This is a genomic window from Anaerolineaceae bacterium oral taxon 439, assembly GCA_001717545.1.
Lineage (GTDB): Bacteria > Chloroflexota > Anaerolineae > Anaerolineales > Anaerolineaceae > Flexilinea.
Genome location: CP017039.1, coordinates 94,063 through 109,987 on the forward strand (window position 1 = coordinate 94,063; position 15,925 = coordinate 109,987).

Below are 15,925 nucleotides of genomic sequence, written 5' to 3' on the forward strand. Positions count from 1 at the left end.
TTTAATCAGATAACCCGGGAATTCGACCGGACGAAAACATCCGCCGAAGTTCCTCGAGGAATTGCCCTGCCTGATCGCGGACCGACCGCTCGTCCGCGCCGTAGAGATGCGAGGATAATGAAAACTGCGGCCATGCGATAAACTCCGCGTCCGGGCTGCTGAACCGTTTCAGCAGCGGGTCCGCGATAATGAACGCCGCGTCCGACGCCGCGAAACGCGCCCGGAGAGCCTCCTCCGATTCGACATGATCCACGCGCCCGTGCGAACTGAAGCCCAGGTCTTCCTGAAGAACGACCGTGTCCACCGTCCATCCGTCCGCGGCTTCGTTCAAGAGATCGGCGATACTCGCGGCTAAATACGGTTCGGCGACAATCAGCGCCTTCCGTCCGGTTTCCGCCGCTCCCGTTTCGCGCGCCTTCTCCGGCGCCTGGCTCTCGTCAGCTCCGCCGTCCGCCAGCAATCGCCGGATCATCCGGTCCCGGCTCGCATCCGTCAGCGGCAATCCGCGCAGCACGCGCACAGACGGATCATATCGGCGGACCAGCTCCGCCGCCCCCTCGCCGGCTTCGGAGAAAACCCAGATCCAGTCCGTCCGCCGCAGCCGCTCCAGCTCCGACAGTCCGCACCCGATCGTCACGGAACAGATCGATTCAACGCCTGCCTGATTCAGCCCGCGCCGAATCCAATCCACATACGACCGGTCCATCCCATCGATCGCGGAAAGCCCGAACAGGCTGACCGTCGCGCCACGGTTCCCGTCCGGCTCCGTTTTCGGTCCGGTCCGCAGGAAGCGCCTGACCAGCGCCTCAAGACAGCGCGCGTACCCCTGGTTATACAGGTGCGCACCGTTCGTCGCCAGCCCGATCGTCGGGATTTTCGTCAGCGATTCAACCTCCGTCGCGATCCCCTCAAAATCCGTACCGATCACCGCAGGAACCGGACTCCCGCAGATCAGGATGACTTTCGGACGGATCGCGTCCAGGCAGTCTTCAATTCCACGGATCAGCCGGTCGTCCCGCCCCAGAACGGCGTCCAGCTCACGCAAATTGGAGCAGAAGACCGGAGCGGGACGATCGTACCAGCGCGGCTCGTCATAGCCCGTGTAATTTCCGGTACAGCCCGCCGCGTCATGAATAATAATCAACGGATCCAGCTCATATAAACAGGAGCACGCGCCCGAATAATCCGGCGAGATCGGCGGTAAAAACCGCGTCCAGGATTTTCTCATACGGTATACCCGCTCTCCTTAACCGCGCGTTCCAGATCGATCGTTTCTTCCGCGGCATGACGCAAGTCGCGCAGCAGCTGCAGCATGGCGTCGTAGCCATAGCCGAACTCATCGGCGCAGTATGGAACGACATGCGCCGCGCCGGTCAGATAAGCGGCCTCAAATCCGACCGCAACGGCGTTCAGAACCGTTTCCCGTTCCTTAACGCGGGCGGGAGCCGACGGGTCGAGAATTTCGATTCCGGGATTCGCCGAGATCAATCGTTCGCGGCTCTGATCCTCGGTTTTCAGCCATTCGGAAGCGTAAACCTGACGGACCGGGAGCCCGCGCCCCGTTAGAAACAGGGCCATCGAGAATGGCCGATACGTCGCGGCATAATCGATAACGATCGAATAACCGTCGAGCGCCTCCGCAGACCGCCGCGCCTCGGCTTCAACCTCGGCGCGAAGCGGGCGGAAATCCGGCGGATCGATTTTCAGCGCCGCCGCGATCGCCGAAAAATTCGCTTCGATTTCCGAGTCAAGATACGAATAAGGGCAGTACACAAACGGAATCCCCAACCGCGAACGCATCTCCTCCGCAGCGCGGATACCCAACGGCTGGACGACGACGTTCAACGCCGCGCGCGCCATCGACTGGAAGCCTTCAAACGTCTCGAAATCGCTGATATGCTGAACCGTGAAACCAGCCGCGGAAAGCCATCGGCAAATCAGGTTCGCCCTCGGGATCGCGATATTATTCGCGATAAAGTTGACCCGCCCGCGAATCGTCCCCGAGTCATCCGGAAGCGGACGGGCCGCCGGAACGCGAAGCAGCGAAAACAGGTCGCTCAGAATCGCGACCGGCGGAGGAAGCGGCGAATCGGCTCGAATCGGGTTCATATGGCTGACCGCGAAAATCAGGTCCGGAAAACGAGCGGATAACGCATCGATCATCGCGGCATGATCCGTTCCCAGCAGGTCATCCATGCAGGTAAAGAACATGCGGATAACCTTCGCCTGAACCGGCAGCTGCGGAATTGCGGCCGAGATTTCTTCAATGACCGTGGACTCGTAGGCTCCCGTCGCCAGGTTCGCATCGTTCAACGCGATAAAGCTCAGCCGGTCCTCCACGCCTAACTCGATCGACGACAGGATAATATGACGCATGCAGGCGGGCATCCCGATAAAAAACAGGTAAGACTCGGGCAGCAGCAACGCACGCCGGACAACGCTCCATCCGCCGCGCGCCGGCGTCATGTACGTCAGGCAAGCCGGCATCGCCGTCACAGCCAGTTCATTCCGCATCTGTTGCCTGTTTCACGATTCTTTCAGCCAACGTCAGATAGGCTCCCGCGATGGGCGACGACGGAAAAGCCTCGACGACGGTCATATTCATCGCCTCCGCCTCCTGGACGGTTCCGGAGCGCTCGATACTCGCGATCACGGAAACGCCGAATTCCTCAGCTAATTCCTGAACCCGCGCTTCTTCGCCGGCGACGTTTCGCCGGTTCAGGATTATTCCGCCCAACCGGGCGTAGGAGCGGCGTTTGAACTGCTCAACCGCGGTTCCGATATTCGCCGCGGCGTACAGCGCCATCTTTTCACCCGAGGTTACGATATAGACGTCCCTGGCGTATCCGTTTCGAATCGGCATGGCGAACCCGCCGCAGACGACATCTCCCAAAACGTCATACAAAACGATATCCGGCTTCAGCTCGTCTTTATAGTTCAATTCTTCCAATTTCTCAAACGCGCTGATAATTCCGCGCCCGGCGCATCCGATCCCCGGCGTCGGACCGCCGGCTTCTACGCAGAAAACGCCGCTCGGGCTCTCGTGAACCAGGTCCGAAAGCTGAATCCGCCGATCGGACAGCTGCATCAGGTCCAGAACAGTATCGATTTTCACCCCGCGCATCAAGCCCGAACAGGAATCCGCCTTAGGGTCGCATCCAACCTGAAGCACGCGCAGCCCCATCCGCCGCCAGGAAACCGACAGGTTCGCGCTGCAGGTCGATTTCCCGATGCCGCCTTTACCATAAATTGCAATCGATCGCATTCATCCGCCCTAAGCCTTATTTCGGTTAGCCAGCTTTAATTAGCTGTTTCTAACTCGGGGATGAGTTTATCAACGAGAGATTTGTTTGTCAAGGCCAAATCTTAAAACAGATCAAAAGCCATATTCCGCTTTTTCAAGACATATACTAAAATAAAATTTGAACAAAGGTTTGGAACGGAACGATCCCCCTGAAAAAAATCCCCGACCGGTTTTCGATCGGGGAGCTGCGCTTCGGAAGGCCTTCCCGGGCTGGATTATTCGGATCGCCGCGTGATTCTCGCGCCGAGCGCGCGCATCTTTTCTTCAACGCCTTCGTATCCGCGTTCGATCTGACGGATATTCCGGATCGTCGACTTCCCGGGCGCGGCCAACGTCGCCAGGAGGAGCGCCATCCCCGCCCGAATATCGGGCGATTCAAGCTTCTCCGGATAGAGCCGCGTCGGTCCCTGAACGATACAGCGATGCGGGTCGCAGAGGACGACCTGCGCGCCCATCGCGACCAGCTTATCGGTAAAATACATCCGGCTCGGGTACATCCAATCATGGAACAGGACCGTCCCATGGACCTGAGTAGCGATCACAATCGCAATACTCATCAGGTCGGACGGGAACGCGGGCCAGGGCATCACGCTGATCTCCGGAATCGCGCCGCCCAGATCCGGTTCGACGATCAGGCGCTGATTCTCCGAAACGAGAATATCGTTCCCGATCGTCTCCCAGCTTACGCCGAGACGTCCGTAAACCGACCGAACCATGTCCAGATACCGGTTCCCCGCGTTCCGGATCAGGATTTCGCCCCGGGTCACGACGGCGGCGCCGATATACGAACCGACCTCGAGATAATCCGGCCCGATCGTAAACTCCGCGCCATGCAGCTCGTCGACCCCCTCGATCGTCAGAACGTTAGAGCCGATATTGCTGATTTTTGCGCCCATCCGATTCAGCAGCTCGCAAAGCTCCTGAACATGCGGCTCGGAAGCAGCGTTACGCAAAACCGTCGTCCCCTGCGCCAGGACACAGGCCATGATCGCGTTTTCAGTTCCGGTAACGCTCGCTTCGTCGAGCAGGATATTCGCGCCAGTCAGCCGCTTTTGGACTTCGAAATGATAGCTGCCATCGTAGTAGGCGTTAACGCCGAGCCCGCGCATCGCTAACAGGTGCGTATCGACGCGGCGGCGGCCGATCACGTCCCCGCCGGGAGGCGGCAGGACGAGCGAGCCGAAACGACCGACCAGCGGCCCGGCTAAAAGGATCGAAGCCCGCCCCTGACGGCATAAATCAGGATCCAACTCTTTGATATCGACGTTCCGCGCCTGAAATTTCCAGCAGCCCGGCGACACTTTTTCCATCTCCGCGCCCAGGCTGGCCAGCAGCTTGCGCATGGCGATGACGTCGTTAATTTCGGGAACGTTGCGTAAATAGACTGGCTCGGCCGTCAGCAGTGTCGCGCAAATCAGCGGAAGCGCTGCGTTTTTATTTCCGGAGGGCGTGACTTCGCCTCGGAGAGGAACGCCTCCTTCAACCAAAAAAGAATCCGTCATTCGATCCACTTCCTTCGTCAGTAGTCAACTACGCCTATTATACCGTGAACGCAGGAACCGACGCCGGCTGTGAACCGTGAGGGAAGAATTATCTACACCTCTTTCTGCGTCATCGCTAATTTCGCACGATAGGTATCGAGGACGACGGCAAAAACGATAATAAAACCGGTCACAATCTGCCGTGCGTTATCGTCCAGCCCCACAATCAGGAGCCCGTTATTCAGGACGCCGATAATACACGCGCCGAGAAACGTCCCAATCATCGACCCTTTCCCACCGCTCATGCTCGTTCCCCCGATCACCGTCGCGGCGATCGCGTTCAATTCGAACCCAACCCCAAGAATCGGGCTGGCGATATTCAGCCGCAGCATATACATAATCGCGGCAACCCCGACCGTAAAACCGCAGAAGACAAAAGCCAGAATTTTATAGGCGCCCGTGTTGTGGCCTGAAAGACGGACCGCTTCTTCATTATTCCCGATCGCGTATATCATGCGGCCAAAAACGGTATACCGCAGGATAACATGACCCACCAGCATCAGAACGAAAGCGATAATGAAAATCGACGGGATAACGTTAAAAAAAGTCATCGTCCCGAAGCGATTAAAGCAGGCGGGGAAGTCAAAAATCGTCCGGCTTCCGCTGATCTGAAGAGCGGCTCCGCGCGCAATATTCAGCATACCGAGCGTAACGATAAACGAATGAATTTTCCAGCGGACCGAAACGAATCCGTTAAACAATCCGCAGAGCATGCTGATACCGACGCCAGCCAGGCACGCAAGCCCGATCGCCGCCCATATCGGAAGCGCGCCATGGATCATCGCTTTCCCGGCCAGAATCGTCGCCAGCGCTAACGAAGAACCGACCGAAAGATCGATCCCGCCAAGAAGGATCACGTACGTCATCCCGACGGATATGGCGGTATTAATACTGATCTGCTGCATGATATTCGAGAAATTCGTGACCGTCGCGAAACGCGGCGCGACAAGACTGAAGACGGCAATCAGAATAACCAATACAAGTCCGATCCCGCCTTCCTGAAGGATGAAATTAATAAATTTTTTAGATTTAATCATCGCTAAGCTCTTTCTACCGTCAGCGGATATATTCTTCGTATGCGTAGGACAATATTTTTTCCTGATCGAAGTCATCGCGAGTCAATTCGCCGGTAATTTTACCGTTCGAAAAAACGAGAATACGATGCGAAACGCCGATAAGCTCGTCAAGATCCGAAGAAACGACGATTATCGCTTTCCCCATTCGCGCCAATTTCCAAAGCAGCAGGTAGATCTCATATCTCGCGCCAACGTCGATTCCCCGCGTCGGCTCGTCAAAAATCAAAACCTCCGCATCGCGGAAAAGCCATTTTCCAAGAACGACTTTCTGCTGATTGCCGCCTGAAAGATTGCGGACAACCTGATCGATCGAGGGGGTTTTTGTCCCGGTTTCTTCGACCAGCCGAACCGCGGCGTCCCGCTCCTCCTGCTGAAGAAGAAAGCCTTTCTTCGATACCTTCGCCAGGTCCGCAAGCGTGATATTGACGGCAATATTCATGTTCAGAATCACGCCCTGACTTTTCCGATCCTCGGTCAACAGGCTCAGTCCATACCGAACCGCGTCTTTCGGCGACCCGATTTGAATCGGACGTCCATGGAGATAAAGCTGGCCCGAAGCGATTTTATCCGCGCCAAAAATCGCCCGAACCGTTTCGGTCCGCCCCGATCCGACCAGTCCGGAAATCCCCAATATTTCGCCCGCGCGGACCGAAAAAGAAACGGAGTGCTTCCCCCCCTGGATCATCAGGTTTTCAACGCGCAGGACCTCATCCTTCGGCGTCACGCTCGAATCGAACGGATACTCGACGCCGATATCGCGTCCAACCATCAGCTTTACCAGATCGTTGATAGTTAAAGAAGCCAAAGGCTGCGTCGTAACATATTCTCCGTTCCGAAGAACGGTCACGCTATCGCCGATCTCGTAAATCTCCTGGAGCCGATGCGATATGTAAATAACCGTGACGCCCTGCCTTTTCAGCGCCTTGATAATATCAAAAAGTGTCCGGATTTCCTTTGAAGTCAGCGTCGCGGTCGGTTCGTCCATAATCAAAACCTTACTCTTATGAAAAACCGCCTTCGCGATTTCGACTAATTGCATCTGCGCCACGCCGAGCATCTCCACTTTCGTCCTCGGGTCGATCTTAAAGCCAACCTGCGCAAGCGCCGCTTCAGCTTCCTTATATAATTTCCCGTAATCGACGAAACCATGGTTCGCGGGCAGCTTCTCAAGAAAAATATTTTCCGCGATCGACAGGTACGGCAGCAGGTTAAATTCCTGATGAACAACACGGATTCCTCTTTGGAACGCGTCAAAAGTCGATCGTGGCGCGTAGGGCGCTTCCTCGAAGAACATCTCTCCGCCATCCGGAAAGTAAATCCCCGTCAGCAGCTTAACCAGACTGGATTTCCCCGCCCCATTCTGCCCGACAAGAATATGAACTTCGCCGCGCTGAATCGTCAGACTGACGTCGCGCAGCGCAACCACTCCCGGGAAGGCTTTTGTGACATGTTCCAACCTTAATATAGGATCAGCATTCATAAAAAGCCTCAGAAAAGGAAGGAGACCGAGCCAAACGGTTCGGTCTCCCTGCCTGATTCGGATTATTTCAAGTCGTCGATCGTAATTAATTTGACCGGCGTCTTTTCCCAGCCAACCGGTTCAAGCTCGCCGTCGATCACGCGCTGACCAACTTCAATCGCCATCTGAACCATCTCGGCGCCGAACTGATCCACCGTCGCAAGGACCTTGCCTTCCTTAATCAAGTCCTGGACCGCGGCAATATTATCGAAGCCAACCAGCAGGATATCGTCGCGTCCGGCGGCTTCAACGGCTTTCTGCGCCCCGAGGACCATCGAGTCATTCGCGCACATGATACCCTGGACTTCCGGATGCGCCGTAAGCAGATTAGCGACCAGCGTATTCGCTTCTTCGGTTTCCCAGTGAGCTGTATTCGAGACGAGAAGCTCAAGCTTCCCTTCCTCTACAGCTTTATCAAATCCGGCCTTCCGGGCAATCGCGTTATCGGCGCCGGGGTTGCCTTCGATAATAAAGACCTTCCCGCCTTCGCCCAGTTTTTCGGCCAGAGCCATCCCGGCAAGATAAGCGCCCTCTTCGTTATCCGGGCCAACAAACATGAAATCCTCCAGGCCCGCGGCCTTCAGCCGGTCCTGATCCAAACGAACGTCAAAATTGACGACAGGGATTCCGGCCTCCTGCGCTTTGACGACGGACGGAACTAAAGCGGAAGAATCCGCCGGGGCAAGAACGATCATATCAACGCCTAACGAAATAAAAGTATCCATAATCGTCAGCTGAGTATCGATATCCGTTTCGGAATTCATCCCCTTGATATTCAGCTCATAACGTCCGTCTTCCTCGGCCCACTTTTCAGCGCCTTCCTGAAGCGTCTTGAAAAACTCATTCGCGAGCGACTTCAAAACAACACCGACAACCGGCTTCTTGTCCTGAGCGGCGACCGCGCCGACCGATCCAAGTAAAAGCGCGGCAACTAATACGATAGATAATATACGACGAAATTGCTTCATGTTTTTCTCCTTTGAGGCGATACGCCCTGATATAAATTGAATACGTTTACTGAACAGCTCATACGCTTATTTAAGAGCTGCTTACACGCTTAAAAGTTTTCCCCGAAAAGATCCGACATGAATGTCCAGAAGCCGTCCCGATCCACATCCAGTACAATCGTCGCTTCGGAAGAATTGTAGGGGCCCTTCCCCAGATCCCACGTAACCGCCTTTCCATAAGTATAACCCGGCGATGTTTCTATGGCAATATCCCTGATTTCGCTGGTTTTAATCAAATCAGGGCATAAAAATACGCCTACCGTAATCGGGTCCCAGCAATAACTGGTACTCGTTGGGTTCTCTTCGTAGCGCGGACCATACTTCTCAACCAACAATTCCGTAACCGCGGAATGATTCTTTTCAGCGTACAGATCATACACATCCTTGGCCATCAGCACCTTAGGCGCGACGTCATGCGGCACGACTAACTGATAATTCCAGTTCGCTCTCAACGCAACGGCGGCGGCGTCCGGATCATACCACCAGTTGAATTCAGCGGTTGGCGTCGTATTTCCGGGAACGTCGATTGCGCCCCCCATGTAAACGATTCCGGCGGCGTTTTCCGCGAACGTCGGATCCTTCATGACCGCGATCGCCACGTTCGTACAGGCCCCGACCGCGAAAATCGTAACCTGCCCCGGATACTTATGAACCTGCTCGATCATAAAATCAGCGGCGTGCATTTCTTCCGCCGACGTTTCCGGTAAGCCCCATTCCTCATTTTCAAGAGGTCCAAGGTTCTTATAATCCGTCGTGTAATGCTCCAGCTGCCTGTAACCGCCGGTCCATCCAAATTGCCCGTAAACCTGAGCGTCCGCCTCCAGATTCCGGAAACCTTTTAACGGAATATCCGTCCCCATATAAACGGGGATATCCGTCCGTCCCAGCCTTTCGAGCTGATTTAAAATTGCCGCGGTCCCAGGCGCAAGAAGCGAATTTCCACCGACCGCCGTAATCCCCAGCAATTCGATATACCCGGCCTTATCCGCTTGAAGCAAGGCGAACATTGCGATCGAATCATCGCCCATGTAGCCCATATCCGTGTCGAAAATGACTTTATTCTCTTCCGCTGTCGTCACAATATCAAAATTTTCCGATATTTTTCCGTCTGCGAAAACGTTACCACAAATTAATAAAAGTAAACCAATACAGACCAGCCAGAATTTCCTTTTCATTCTTTTCTCCTTTTTAAATCAACTTGCATCTCCATGAAGCAGCCGGACGCCCGCCGCTTATTTATTTCATATGGATCCGGTTCGTTCCGTCACAGGGCAGGATAAAAACAGAATTCCCCATCTTCAAGCTCGATTGCGTCTAAAATCCCCGGTCTTAGATCGCCGACCCACCTGTCCCCTTTCGGGACAACAACGCTGAACGTTCCCTGAAGAATTTCAGGCTGAGCCGGATCCATTAAAAGAACTTCGCTTTCGACGTCCGTCCCGCGGGATTTCTTCGATGCATAATAACCGGCTGTCGAAGGTTCAGAGCTGATGATTTCAATCAGGTTAATAGCGTTCAGCTTCATCGGTTCGCCGGCTTTTATTTTTTTATCCAACGAAAAGCTCAGGGTATATCGCTCAGATACAAAATGATGCAAAACGCCTGTCATGCTTTTAACCGAATCCTTGTATTTGAATTCCTGCCGCTCATGATGAATCGTGCAAATCAGCCATCCTTCGCCCGCCTCCGGCACATACTCCTTTTCAAAGCTTTCGGCTGAAGCGGCGACGCTGCTGACCAGGATCATCAGGACCGCCAGGGCAACCATGCATTTTCTCACTGAAAACCTCCTTTTAGAACATCAGCGGAATCTTCACCCCCCGATAAAAAAGAGCCAGCGCTGTTACGCTAGCCCACGGGTAAAAATCTCTCGCTTTTTATATAAGAAGCTGCCTCCGGCTAGCAACTTACCTGCTATTCTAAATGAGTCAGAATGGGACACAAAGTGATGAATGTCTTAAATACACCCTTACTTTAAGCACTCTTCCCGAAGCTTACGCCCCCCGTGGCGCGGAAATAAAAAAAGTGGGAAAACTGTGGGCGCAGAGGGACTCGAACCCCCGGACCTCTTGTGTGTGATACAAGCGCTCTAACCAACTGAGCTATGCGCCCAAACGTCTATGTATTATAGCAATCTTCCGCCGAATCGGCAAGCGTTCCTCACGAAAACCGCAGCCGGTTCCGGATATCCGCCGTGACCAGATCGAGCGCGACCATGTTCCGGCCGCCGCGCGGAATAATCAGGTCCGCGTACCGTTTCGACGGCTCCACGAACGCCTCGTGCATCGGGCGCACCCGATCCAGATACTGTTCGTACACCGATTCCATCGTCCGTCCGCGCTCGCGGATATCCCGTTTCAGCCGGCGCATGAAACGCAAATCAGCGTCCGTATCGACAAACAGCTTAATATCAAACTGATCGCGGAGCTCCGGGATCGCGAAAATCAGGATCCCCTCGACGAGAACGACCGGCTGCGGCTCGAAACGCTCGACCTCGCCGGTCCGGGTATAGGATTTAAAATCATACAGCGGAACGTCGATCGGCTTCAGCGCGCGGAGATCTTTAAGATGCTGAATAAGCAGGTCAGTTTCGAGCGAATCCGGATGATCAAAATTGATCCTGACCCGCTCCTCAAGCGGGATCGCGCTCAAATCGCGGTAATAGGAATCGTGCGACAGGTGCAAAATCCGCCCCGTCCCGATCCGGAGGATCAGCTCGCGCGAAAACGTCGACTTCCCCGACCCGGTTCCGCCCGCGATTCCGATAATCATCGGGATAGATTCCGACCGTTCGCTCAGCTCGCCCATCGCCGCCGCGGTTCTTATAAAACGAAGTACGGCGCGATCAGCTCGCCGGCCTTATGCCAGATACCGTTCATGCCGACCTCAAGAGCGCTCTGAATATTCGCTTCCAGGTCGTCAAGGAAAACCGACCGGGCGGGGTCCAACCCGAACCGATCGAGCAGCAGGCGGTAAATCGCATGATCCGGCTTGATCAGCTTTTCCCGATACGAGATGATCCGGCCGTCGAAATGCTGAAGGAAGGGATAAGCCGCCTCCACCTTTGCAAAAGTCCGCTCAGAGAAATTGGAAAGAACGTAAACCCCGGTCCCGGTTTCCTTAATCCGGTACATCGTATCAACGTTCTCGGGAATCAGGTAGAAATAATCCGCCCAATTGCGCACGTAATAATGAATTTCATTGTCAATTTCGGGATCGAGCGCGGACGCGGCGTCGGCGAGCTCCTCGTCGGTCATCGTGCCCCGGTCGATTTCGTGCCAGATCGGGTTGCTGAAAAGCGCCGTCTCGATCCGATCGTGAAGCGCGGGATCGATCTTCAGCAGCTCCAAATAACGGCGCGGATCATACTTTAATAAGACATTCCCCAAATCGAAAACAACGGTGTCCATTTCCATTAAATTCTGACGTAATCGAATCATTTTTCTCCTCTTCCTGAAAGAATTATCCAAGTCCCCGCGGATATCCGCGGCGCTTCTACTTTTCCCGCGGACGATTCCGCTTTAAAATTGCCGGAAGCCCCAGCAGGATTGCACCGGCAGTCAGCATTCCCGCCAGCACAGCCAGCATCATCCAGTCCTCCCTGCCGCCCGGCGGGATCACGACGTTTTGTAAATTAAATAAAACGGCCGCGATCAGGACAATCCCGGCAAGCTGCGAACCGGTTAATCGGCGCGCGCTTCGCTCCTCCTCGCCGGAAGAACGGTCTGGAGCGTTCCGCCGCTCGCGCTGCGGCATGCTATTCCCCGTCCTTGCGTTCCCCGGAAGCCAGCTCCGCGGCCGCGGCTTCGCGGATTTCGTCTAAGCCCGCGTCCTCTTCTTCCAGGTCCGGCGCCCGAGACGGGACCGGATCGACGGTCCCCTCGATCGTCAGCGAACCAGGTCCCGATTCAGCCACGATCTCCTCGCCGGCGCGCTTCCGTTTCTCAATCCACTCCTTAATCCAGGGCCAGACCGCGAGCAGCCCTGCCGCCAGATAAATCACGTTCGAAACCAGCGACAGCCAGTATTCGCGCGTTCCCGGCGTCAGATCAAGCGCCTTCGGATTGGAAAGAACCTTATATCCATTCGTTATCGCGAAATACAGTAAATACACACCTAACCCGCGCGTCAGGTTCTGCATCATGGTCGGCTTTTTCGCCTTCGCTCCGCCAGCCGCTTCTCCCGGATCCGCGCCGTTCTTCGACGGCGGTTCCCTCGCGGCCGCTGGCTTCACCTCGCTGAGAAGGTCCGCCGCCGGCGTATCGACGAATTCATTTATCTTCACGCCGCAGCTCGGACAGATCTCCGTGCCCGCGGGGACGGGTTCCATGCAATTCGGGCAAATTTCATCGTGCAGTTCACTCATCTTAAATCCATACCTCTGACTTCGCTTAATTGGCTGCTCTATGCCGCTTATCATTCTACCCGAAAACTCAGCCGATGACTTCTTTCGCGATATCCATCGCCGCTTTCGCGTCTTTTCCGTAATAATCCGCGCCGATCCGCTTCGCGTAATCCGCGGTCAGGACCGCCCCGCCGACCATAATTTTACAATCGGACTTCGCGCGGATCACGTCGATCGTCTCCGCCATATTCTTCACGGTCGTCGTCATCAGCGCGCTCAGCCCGACTAACGAAACGCTTTCCCTCTGGATCATCTCGACGATCAGGTTCGGTTCAACATCCTTGCCCATATCCAGAACCTGATACCCGCTGTTTTCAAGCAGGACCTTTACAATATTCTTCCCGATATCATGAATATCGCCCTTAACCGTCGCCAGGATAATCTTCCCGCGGCTGATCGATTGCCCGTCGCTCTCCTTGACGATTTTCCGCTTCAGGACCTCGAACGCAACCTGCGCCGCGCCGGCGGACTGGATCAGCTGAGGCAAAAAGATTTCGTTCTTTTCATACCGGAGCCCAACCTTATCCAACGCGGGAATCAGGATCGACCCGATAATTTCGTCCGGCGTCTTTTCCGTCAGCGCTCTTTCCGTCGCCGCCTCCGCCGCTCCGCGCAGCCCTGATTCAATCGCCTCGCCCAGCGTCATCTCCATCCCGGCGGACGCCGGCGCCGCCTTCGGAGCCGGGGACCCGCTTTGATGAGCAATGTATTCCGCGGAATTCTCATCCGTATTATTCAAAACGTTAAACGCGCGGACCGCCCCGATCATCAACGCATTATTCGGATTGATAATCGGAAGATCGAGCCCGGCGTACATCGCCATCGTCAGAAACGCGACGTTGATCTTCTCACGATCCGGAAGTCCGAACGAAATATTCGAAACGCCGAGAACGGTTTTAACGCCGAATTCGGCCTTGACCCGACGAACCGCTTCGAGCGTCTCCAGCGCCTGATCCTGCTGCGCTGAGACCGTCAGCGTCAGGCAGTCGATCACAATATCGCTCCTGCGAATCCCGACCGCTTCCGCGCGGCGGATAATCTTTTCAGCGACGGCGACGCGCTGGTCAGCGGTCGTCGGCAGCCCGGCTTCGTCGAGCGCCAGCCCGATCACGGCCGCTCCATATTTCTTAACGAGCGGTAAAACCGCCTGCAGGTTCGCTTCTTCGCCATTAACCGAGTTGACCAGCGGCTTCCCGTTATACGCGCGGAGCGCCGCCTCCAGCGCTTTCGGATCGCTCGAATCGAGCTGCAGCGGCGCATCGGAAACGCTTTGAATCTCGCGGACAACGTCGACGAGGACACGCGGTTCGTCGATCCCGGGAACGCCGACGTTGACGTCAAGAATATCCGCGCCTGCCTTCGTTTGTTCTAACGCCTGCGACAGGATGTAGCTCATATCATGATTAAACAGCGCTTCCTTGAAGCGCTTCTTCCCGGTCGGATTAACCCGCTCGCCCACAACGCGAACGCGGTCGATCGGAACGACGCGTTCCCCGGAACAGATCGCCGCCGGAACCGCGGCTCGACGCGGAACGAGCGGATGCCCCTGAAGCGCGGCGACGAGCGCGCGAATATAATCCGGCGTCGTTCCACAGCAGCCCCCGATATATTGCACGCCGATTTCGGCGAACCTTGCCGACGAACGGGCGAACTCGTCCGCGCCCAGATCATACTCATTGGTAACCAGGTTCGGCAGCCCGGCGTTTGACTTAACGATCAGCGGCTTCTCCGTCCATTTCGCCATCTCTTCCATCAGCGGGAAAATCTGGTCCGGCCCCAGAGAGCAGTTAATCCCCAGCGCATCGACCCCGAGCGCGTCGAGCGTCAGCGCAGCGGCGCTGACGGGAACGCCGGCGAACGTCCGTCCGTTCGCCTCAAAGGACATCGTCGCGAAAATCGGAAGCCGCGTGTTCTCCTTCGCAGCAAGAATCGCGGTCTTCAACTCAAGCAAGTCGGTCATCGTCTCGAAAATCACGAAATCGACCCCAGCCCGCTCCCCGGCAATCAGGACTTCTTTGAAATACGCATATGCGTCTTCGATCTTCAAGTCGCCGTTCGGCTCCAGCATCTTTCCAATCGGTCCGCAGTCCAGACCGATCTTCGTTCCCATTCCCTCCGCGTCCCGGGCCGCCTTCGCGTTAGCGACGGCGGCGTCGACCAACTGATCGACGGTATAGCCGCTGTCGCCCAGCTTATATCGATTCACCGAAAACGTCATCGCGTAAATCATGTCCGATCCGGCGCGGATATACGCCCGATGAATCTCCTGAACGGCTTCAGGATGAGATAAATTAACACTTTCCGGAACCTTCGCGCCTAAAAGCCCGCGCCGCTGGAGCATCGTCCCAGCGGCCCCATCCAGAAAACAGATTCGATTTACGCTTTCCAACATGTTCGTCCCGCCTTTCGCAGTTCGCAATTAAAGCGCAGCCTGCAATCATCGCACCGGTTATACTCCGTTTCGGGCGGCCGGTCGGTAACGCCCAGAATCGCGGTTACCGATTTCGACGGCGTCATCAGGACGCTCCCGGTGATCATCAGGCCAATCCGCCGCGAAGTATCCAGAAGATTCAGGATTTCCGGCTGAAGCTCGAGCGGAAGATCGCCGTATCCCGGACTGTACCGTCCGGTCAGGTACTTCCCCTGCGCCTCGACCGCCGCGCGGATCTCGGCTTCGAGCGCGTCCGCCGCAGCCTCGGCCGCCGCCGCGCCGCAATAATCCAGTATCACACCCTCCTCCGGCGCGGAAATCATCTTCGTCCGGATCGCGCGGTCCATTCCCGCCCCGACCGTAACCGCCATCATACAGACCGTATCCGCCGCCTCAAAAAGGAAACGCTGGATCGATCCGCCGCCGAGCGTCAGTCCTCCGTCAACCAGCCTCAGCCCCGCTTCCGTCCGCTCGAACCGGTAGGGATGAAAAATTCCGACCGGACGGATAATCCGAAGCGTCTCCGCTAAACAGCGGTCAATTAAGGCGTCCATATCGGAAGAAATAACCGTCCCGGGCCGGACGTTCAGGAATCGCAGGACCTCATTTTTGGAAACGGACTCGACGGTCAGCTGCATCGCC

15 protein-coding genes and 1 tRNA gene are annotated in these 15,925 nt (G+C 55.9%); all 16 read right to left on the reverse strand.

Annotated elements, in window-relative coordinates:
• Position 1: 1 nt before the first annotated feature.
• The gene (locus BEQ56_00430; GenBank protein AOH42085.1) at positions 2–1,228 is read right to left on the reverse strand and encodes a hypothetical protein; all 1,227 of its coding nucleotides are present in this window, start codon (positions 1,226–1,228) and stop codon (positions 2–4) included.
• Entirely contained in the window at positions 1,225–2,514 is a 1,290-nt protein-coding gene (locus tag BEQ56_00435; protein ID AOH42086.1) for a hypothetical protein, read from the reverse strand. Before BEQ56_00435 ends, BEQ56_00430 begins: the two co-directional genes overlap by 4 nt.
• Positions 2,504–3,265 carry a nitrogenase iron protein gene (locus BEQ56_00440; GenBank protein AOH42087.1) on the reverse strand — a complete coding sequence of 254 codons (762 nt, stop codon included), beginning with the start codon at positions 3,263–3,265 and terminating at the stop codon, positions 2,504–2,506. Before BEQ56_00440 ends, BEQ56_00435 begins: the two co-directional genes overlap by 11 nt.
• A 254-nt stretch (positions 3,266–3,519) precedes the next feature.
• Positions 3,520–4,806, reverse strand: coding sequence for a UDP-N-acetylglucosamine 1-carboxyvinyltransferase (locus tag BEQ56_00445; protein ID AOH42088.1), 1,287 nt, complete (start codon positions 4,804–4,806; stop codon positions 3,520–3,522).
• A 92-nt stretch (positions 4,807–4,898) separates the two neighbouring features.
• Positions 4,899–5,912 carry a sugar ABC transporter gene (locus tag BEQ56_00450; protein AOH44327.1) on the reverse strand — a complete coding sequence of 338 codons (1,014 nt, stop codon included), beginning with the start codon at positions 5,910–5,912 and terminating at the stop codon, positions 4,899–4,901.
• On the reverse strand, positions 5,902–7,401 hold the full coding sequence (locus tag BEQ56_00455) for a D-xylose ABC transporter ATP-binding protein (protein ID AOH42089.1): 1,500 nt from the start codon (positions 7,399–7,401) through the stop codon (positions 5,902–5,904). The genes BEQ56_00450 and BEQ56_00455 overlap by 11 nt, the downstream gene beginning before the upstream one ends.
• Before the next feature lie 62 nt (positions 7,402–7,463).
• On the reverse strand, positions 7,464–8,408 hold the full coding sequence (locus BEQ56_00460) for a LacI family transcriptional regulator (GenBank protein AOH42090.1): 945 nt from the start codon (positions 8,406–8,408) through the stop codon (positions 7,464–7,466).
• Between the two features lie 89 nt (positions 8,409–8,497).
• Positions 8,498–9,622 (reverse strand): hypothetical protein, encoded by a 1,125-nt coding sequence (locus BEQ56_00465; GenBank protein ID AOH42091.1) that lies wholly within the window; start codon positions 9,620–9,622, stop codon positions 8,498–8,500.
• An 89-nt stretch (positions 9,623–9,711) separates the two neighbouring features.
• Complete coding sequence (locus tag BEQ56_00470; protein AOH42092.1) at positions 9,712–10,215, reverse strand: hypothetical protein; 504 nt, start codon at positions 10,213–10,215, stop codon at positions 9,712–9,714.
• 269 nt (positions 10,216–10,484) lie between these two features.
• Positions 10,485–10,559 (reverse strand) — tRNA-Val (locus BEQ56_00475).
• A 48-nt stretch (positions 10,560–10,607) separates the two neighbouring features.
• Positions 10,608–11,255 carry a uridine kinase gene (locus tag BEQ56_00480; GenBank protein ID AOH42093.1) on the reverse strand — a complete coding sequence of 216 codons (648 nt, stop codon included), beginning with the start codon at positions 11,253–11,255 and terminating at the stop codon, positions 10,608–10,610.
• A gap of 14 nt (positions 11,256–11,269) precedes the next feature.
• Positions 11,270–11,887, reverse strand: coding sequence for a hypothetical protein (locus BEQ56_00485; protein AOH42094.1), 618 nt, complete (start codon positions 11,885–11,887; stop codon positions 11,270–11,272).
• A 55-nt stretch (positions 11,888–11,942) separates the two neighbouring features.
• Complete coding sequence (locus BEQ56_00490; GenBank protein AOH42095.1) at positions 11,943–12,203, reverse strand: hypothetical protein; 261 nt, start codon at positions 12,201–12,203, stop codon at positions 11,943–11,945.
• Position 12,204: 1 nt separating this feature from the next.
• Positions 12,205–12,777: a hypothetical protein gene (locus BEQ56_00495; GenBank protein AOH42096.1), complete on the reverse strand. Its 573-nt coding sequence runs from the start codon at positions 12,775–12,777 to the stop codon at positions 12,205–12,207.
• A 103-nt stretch (positions 12,778–12,880) separates the two neighbouring features.
• Entirely contained in the window at positions 12,881–15,244 is a 2,364-nt protein-coding gene (locus BEQ56_00500) for a homocysteine methyltransferase (GenBank protein AOH42097.1), read from the reverse strand.
• Positions 15,229–15,921 (reverse strand): hypothetical protein, encoded by a 693-nt coding sequence (locus BEQ56_00505; protein ID AOH44328.1) that lies wholly within the window; start codon positions 15,919–15,921, stop codon positions 15,229–15,231. The genes BEQ56_00500 and BEQ56_00505 overlap by 16 nt, the downstream gene beginning before the upstream one ends.
• Between the last annotated feature and the right edge of the window lie 4 nt (positions 15,922–15,925).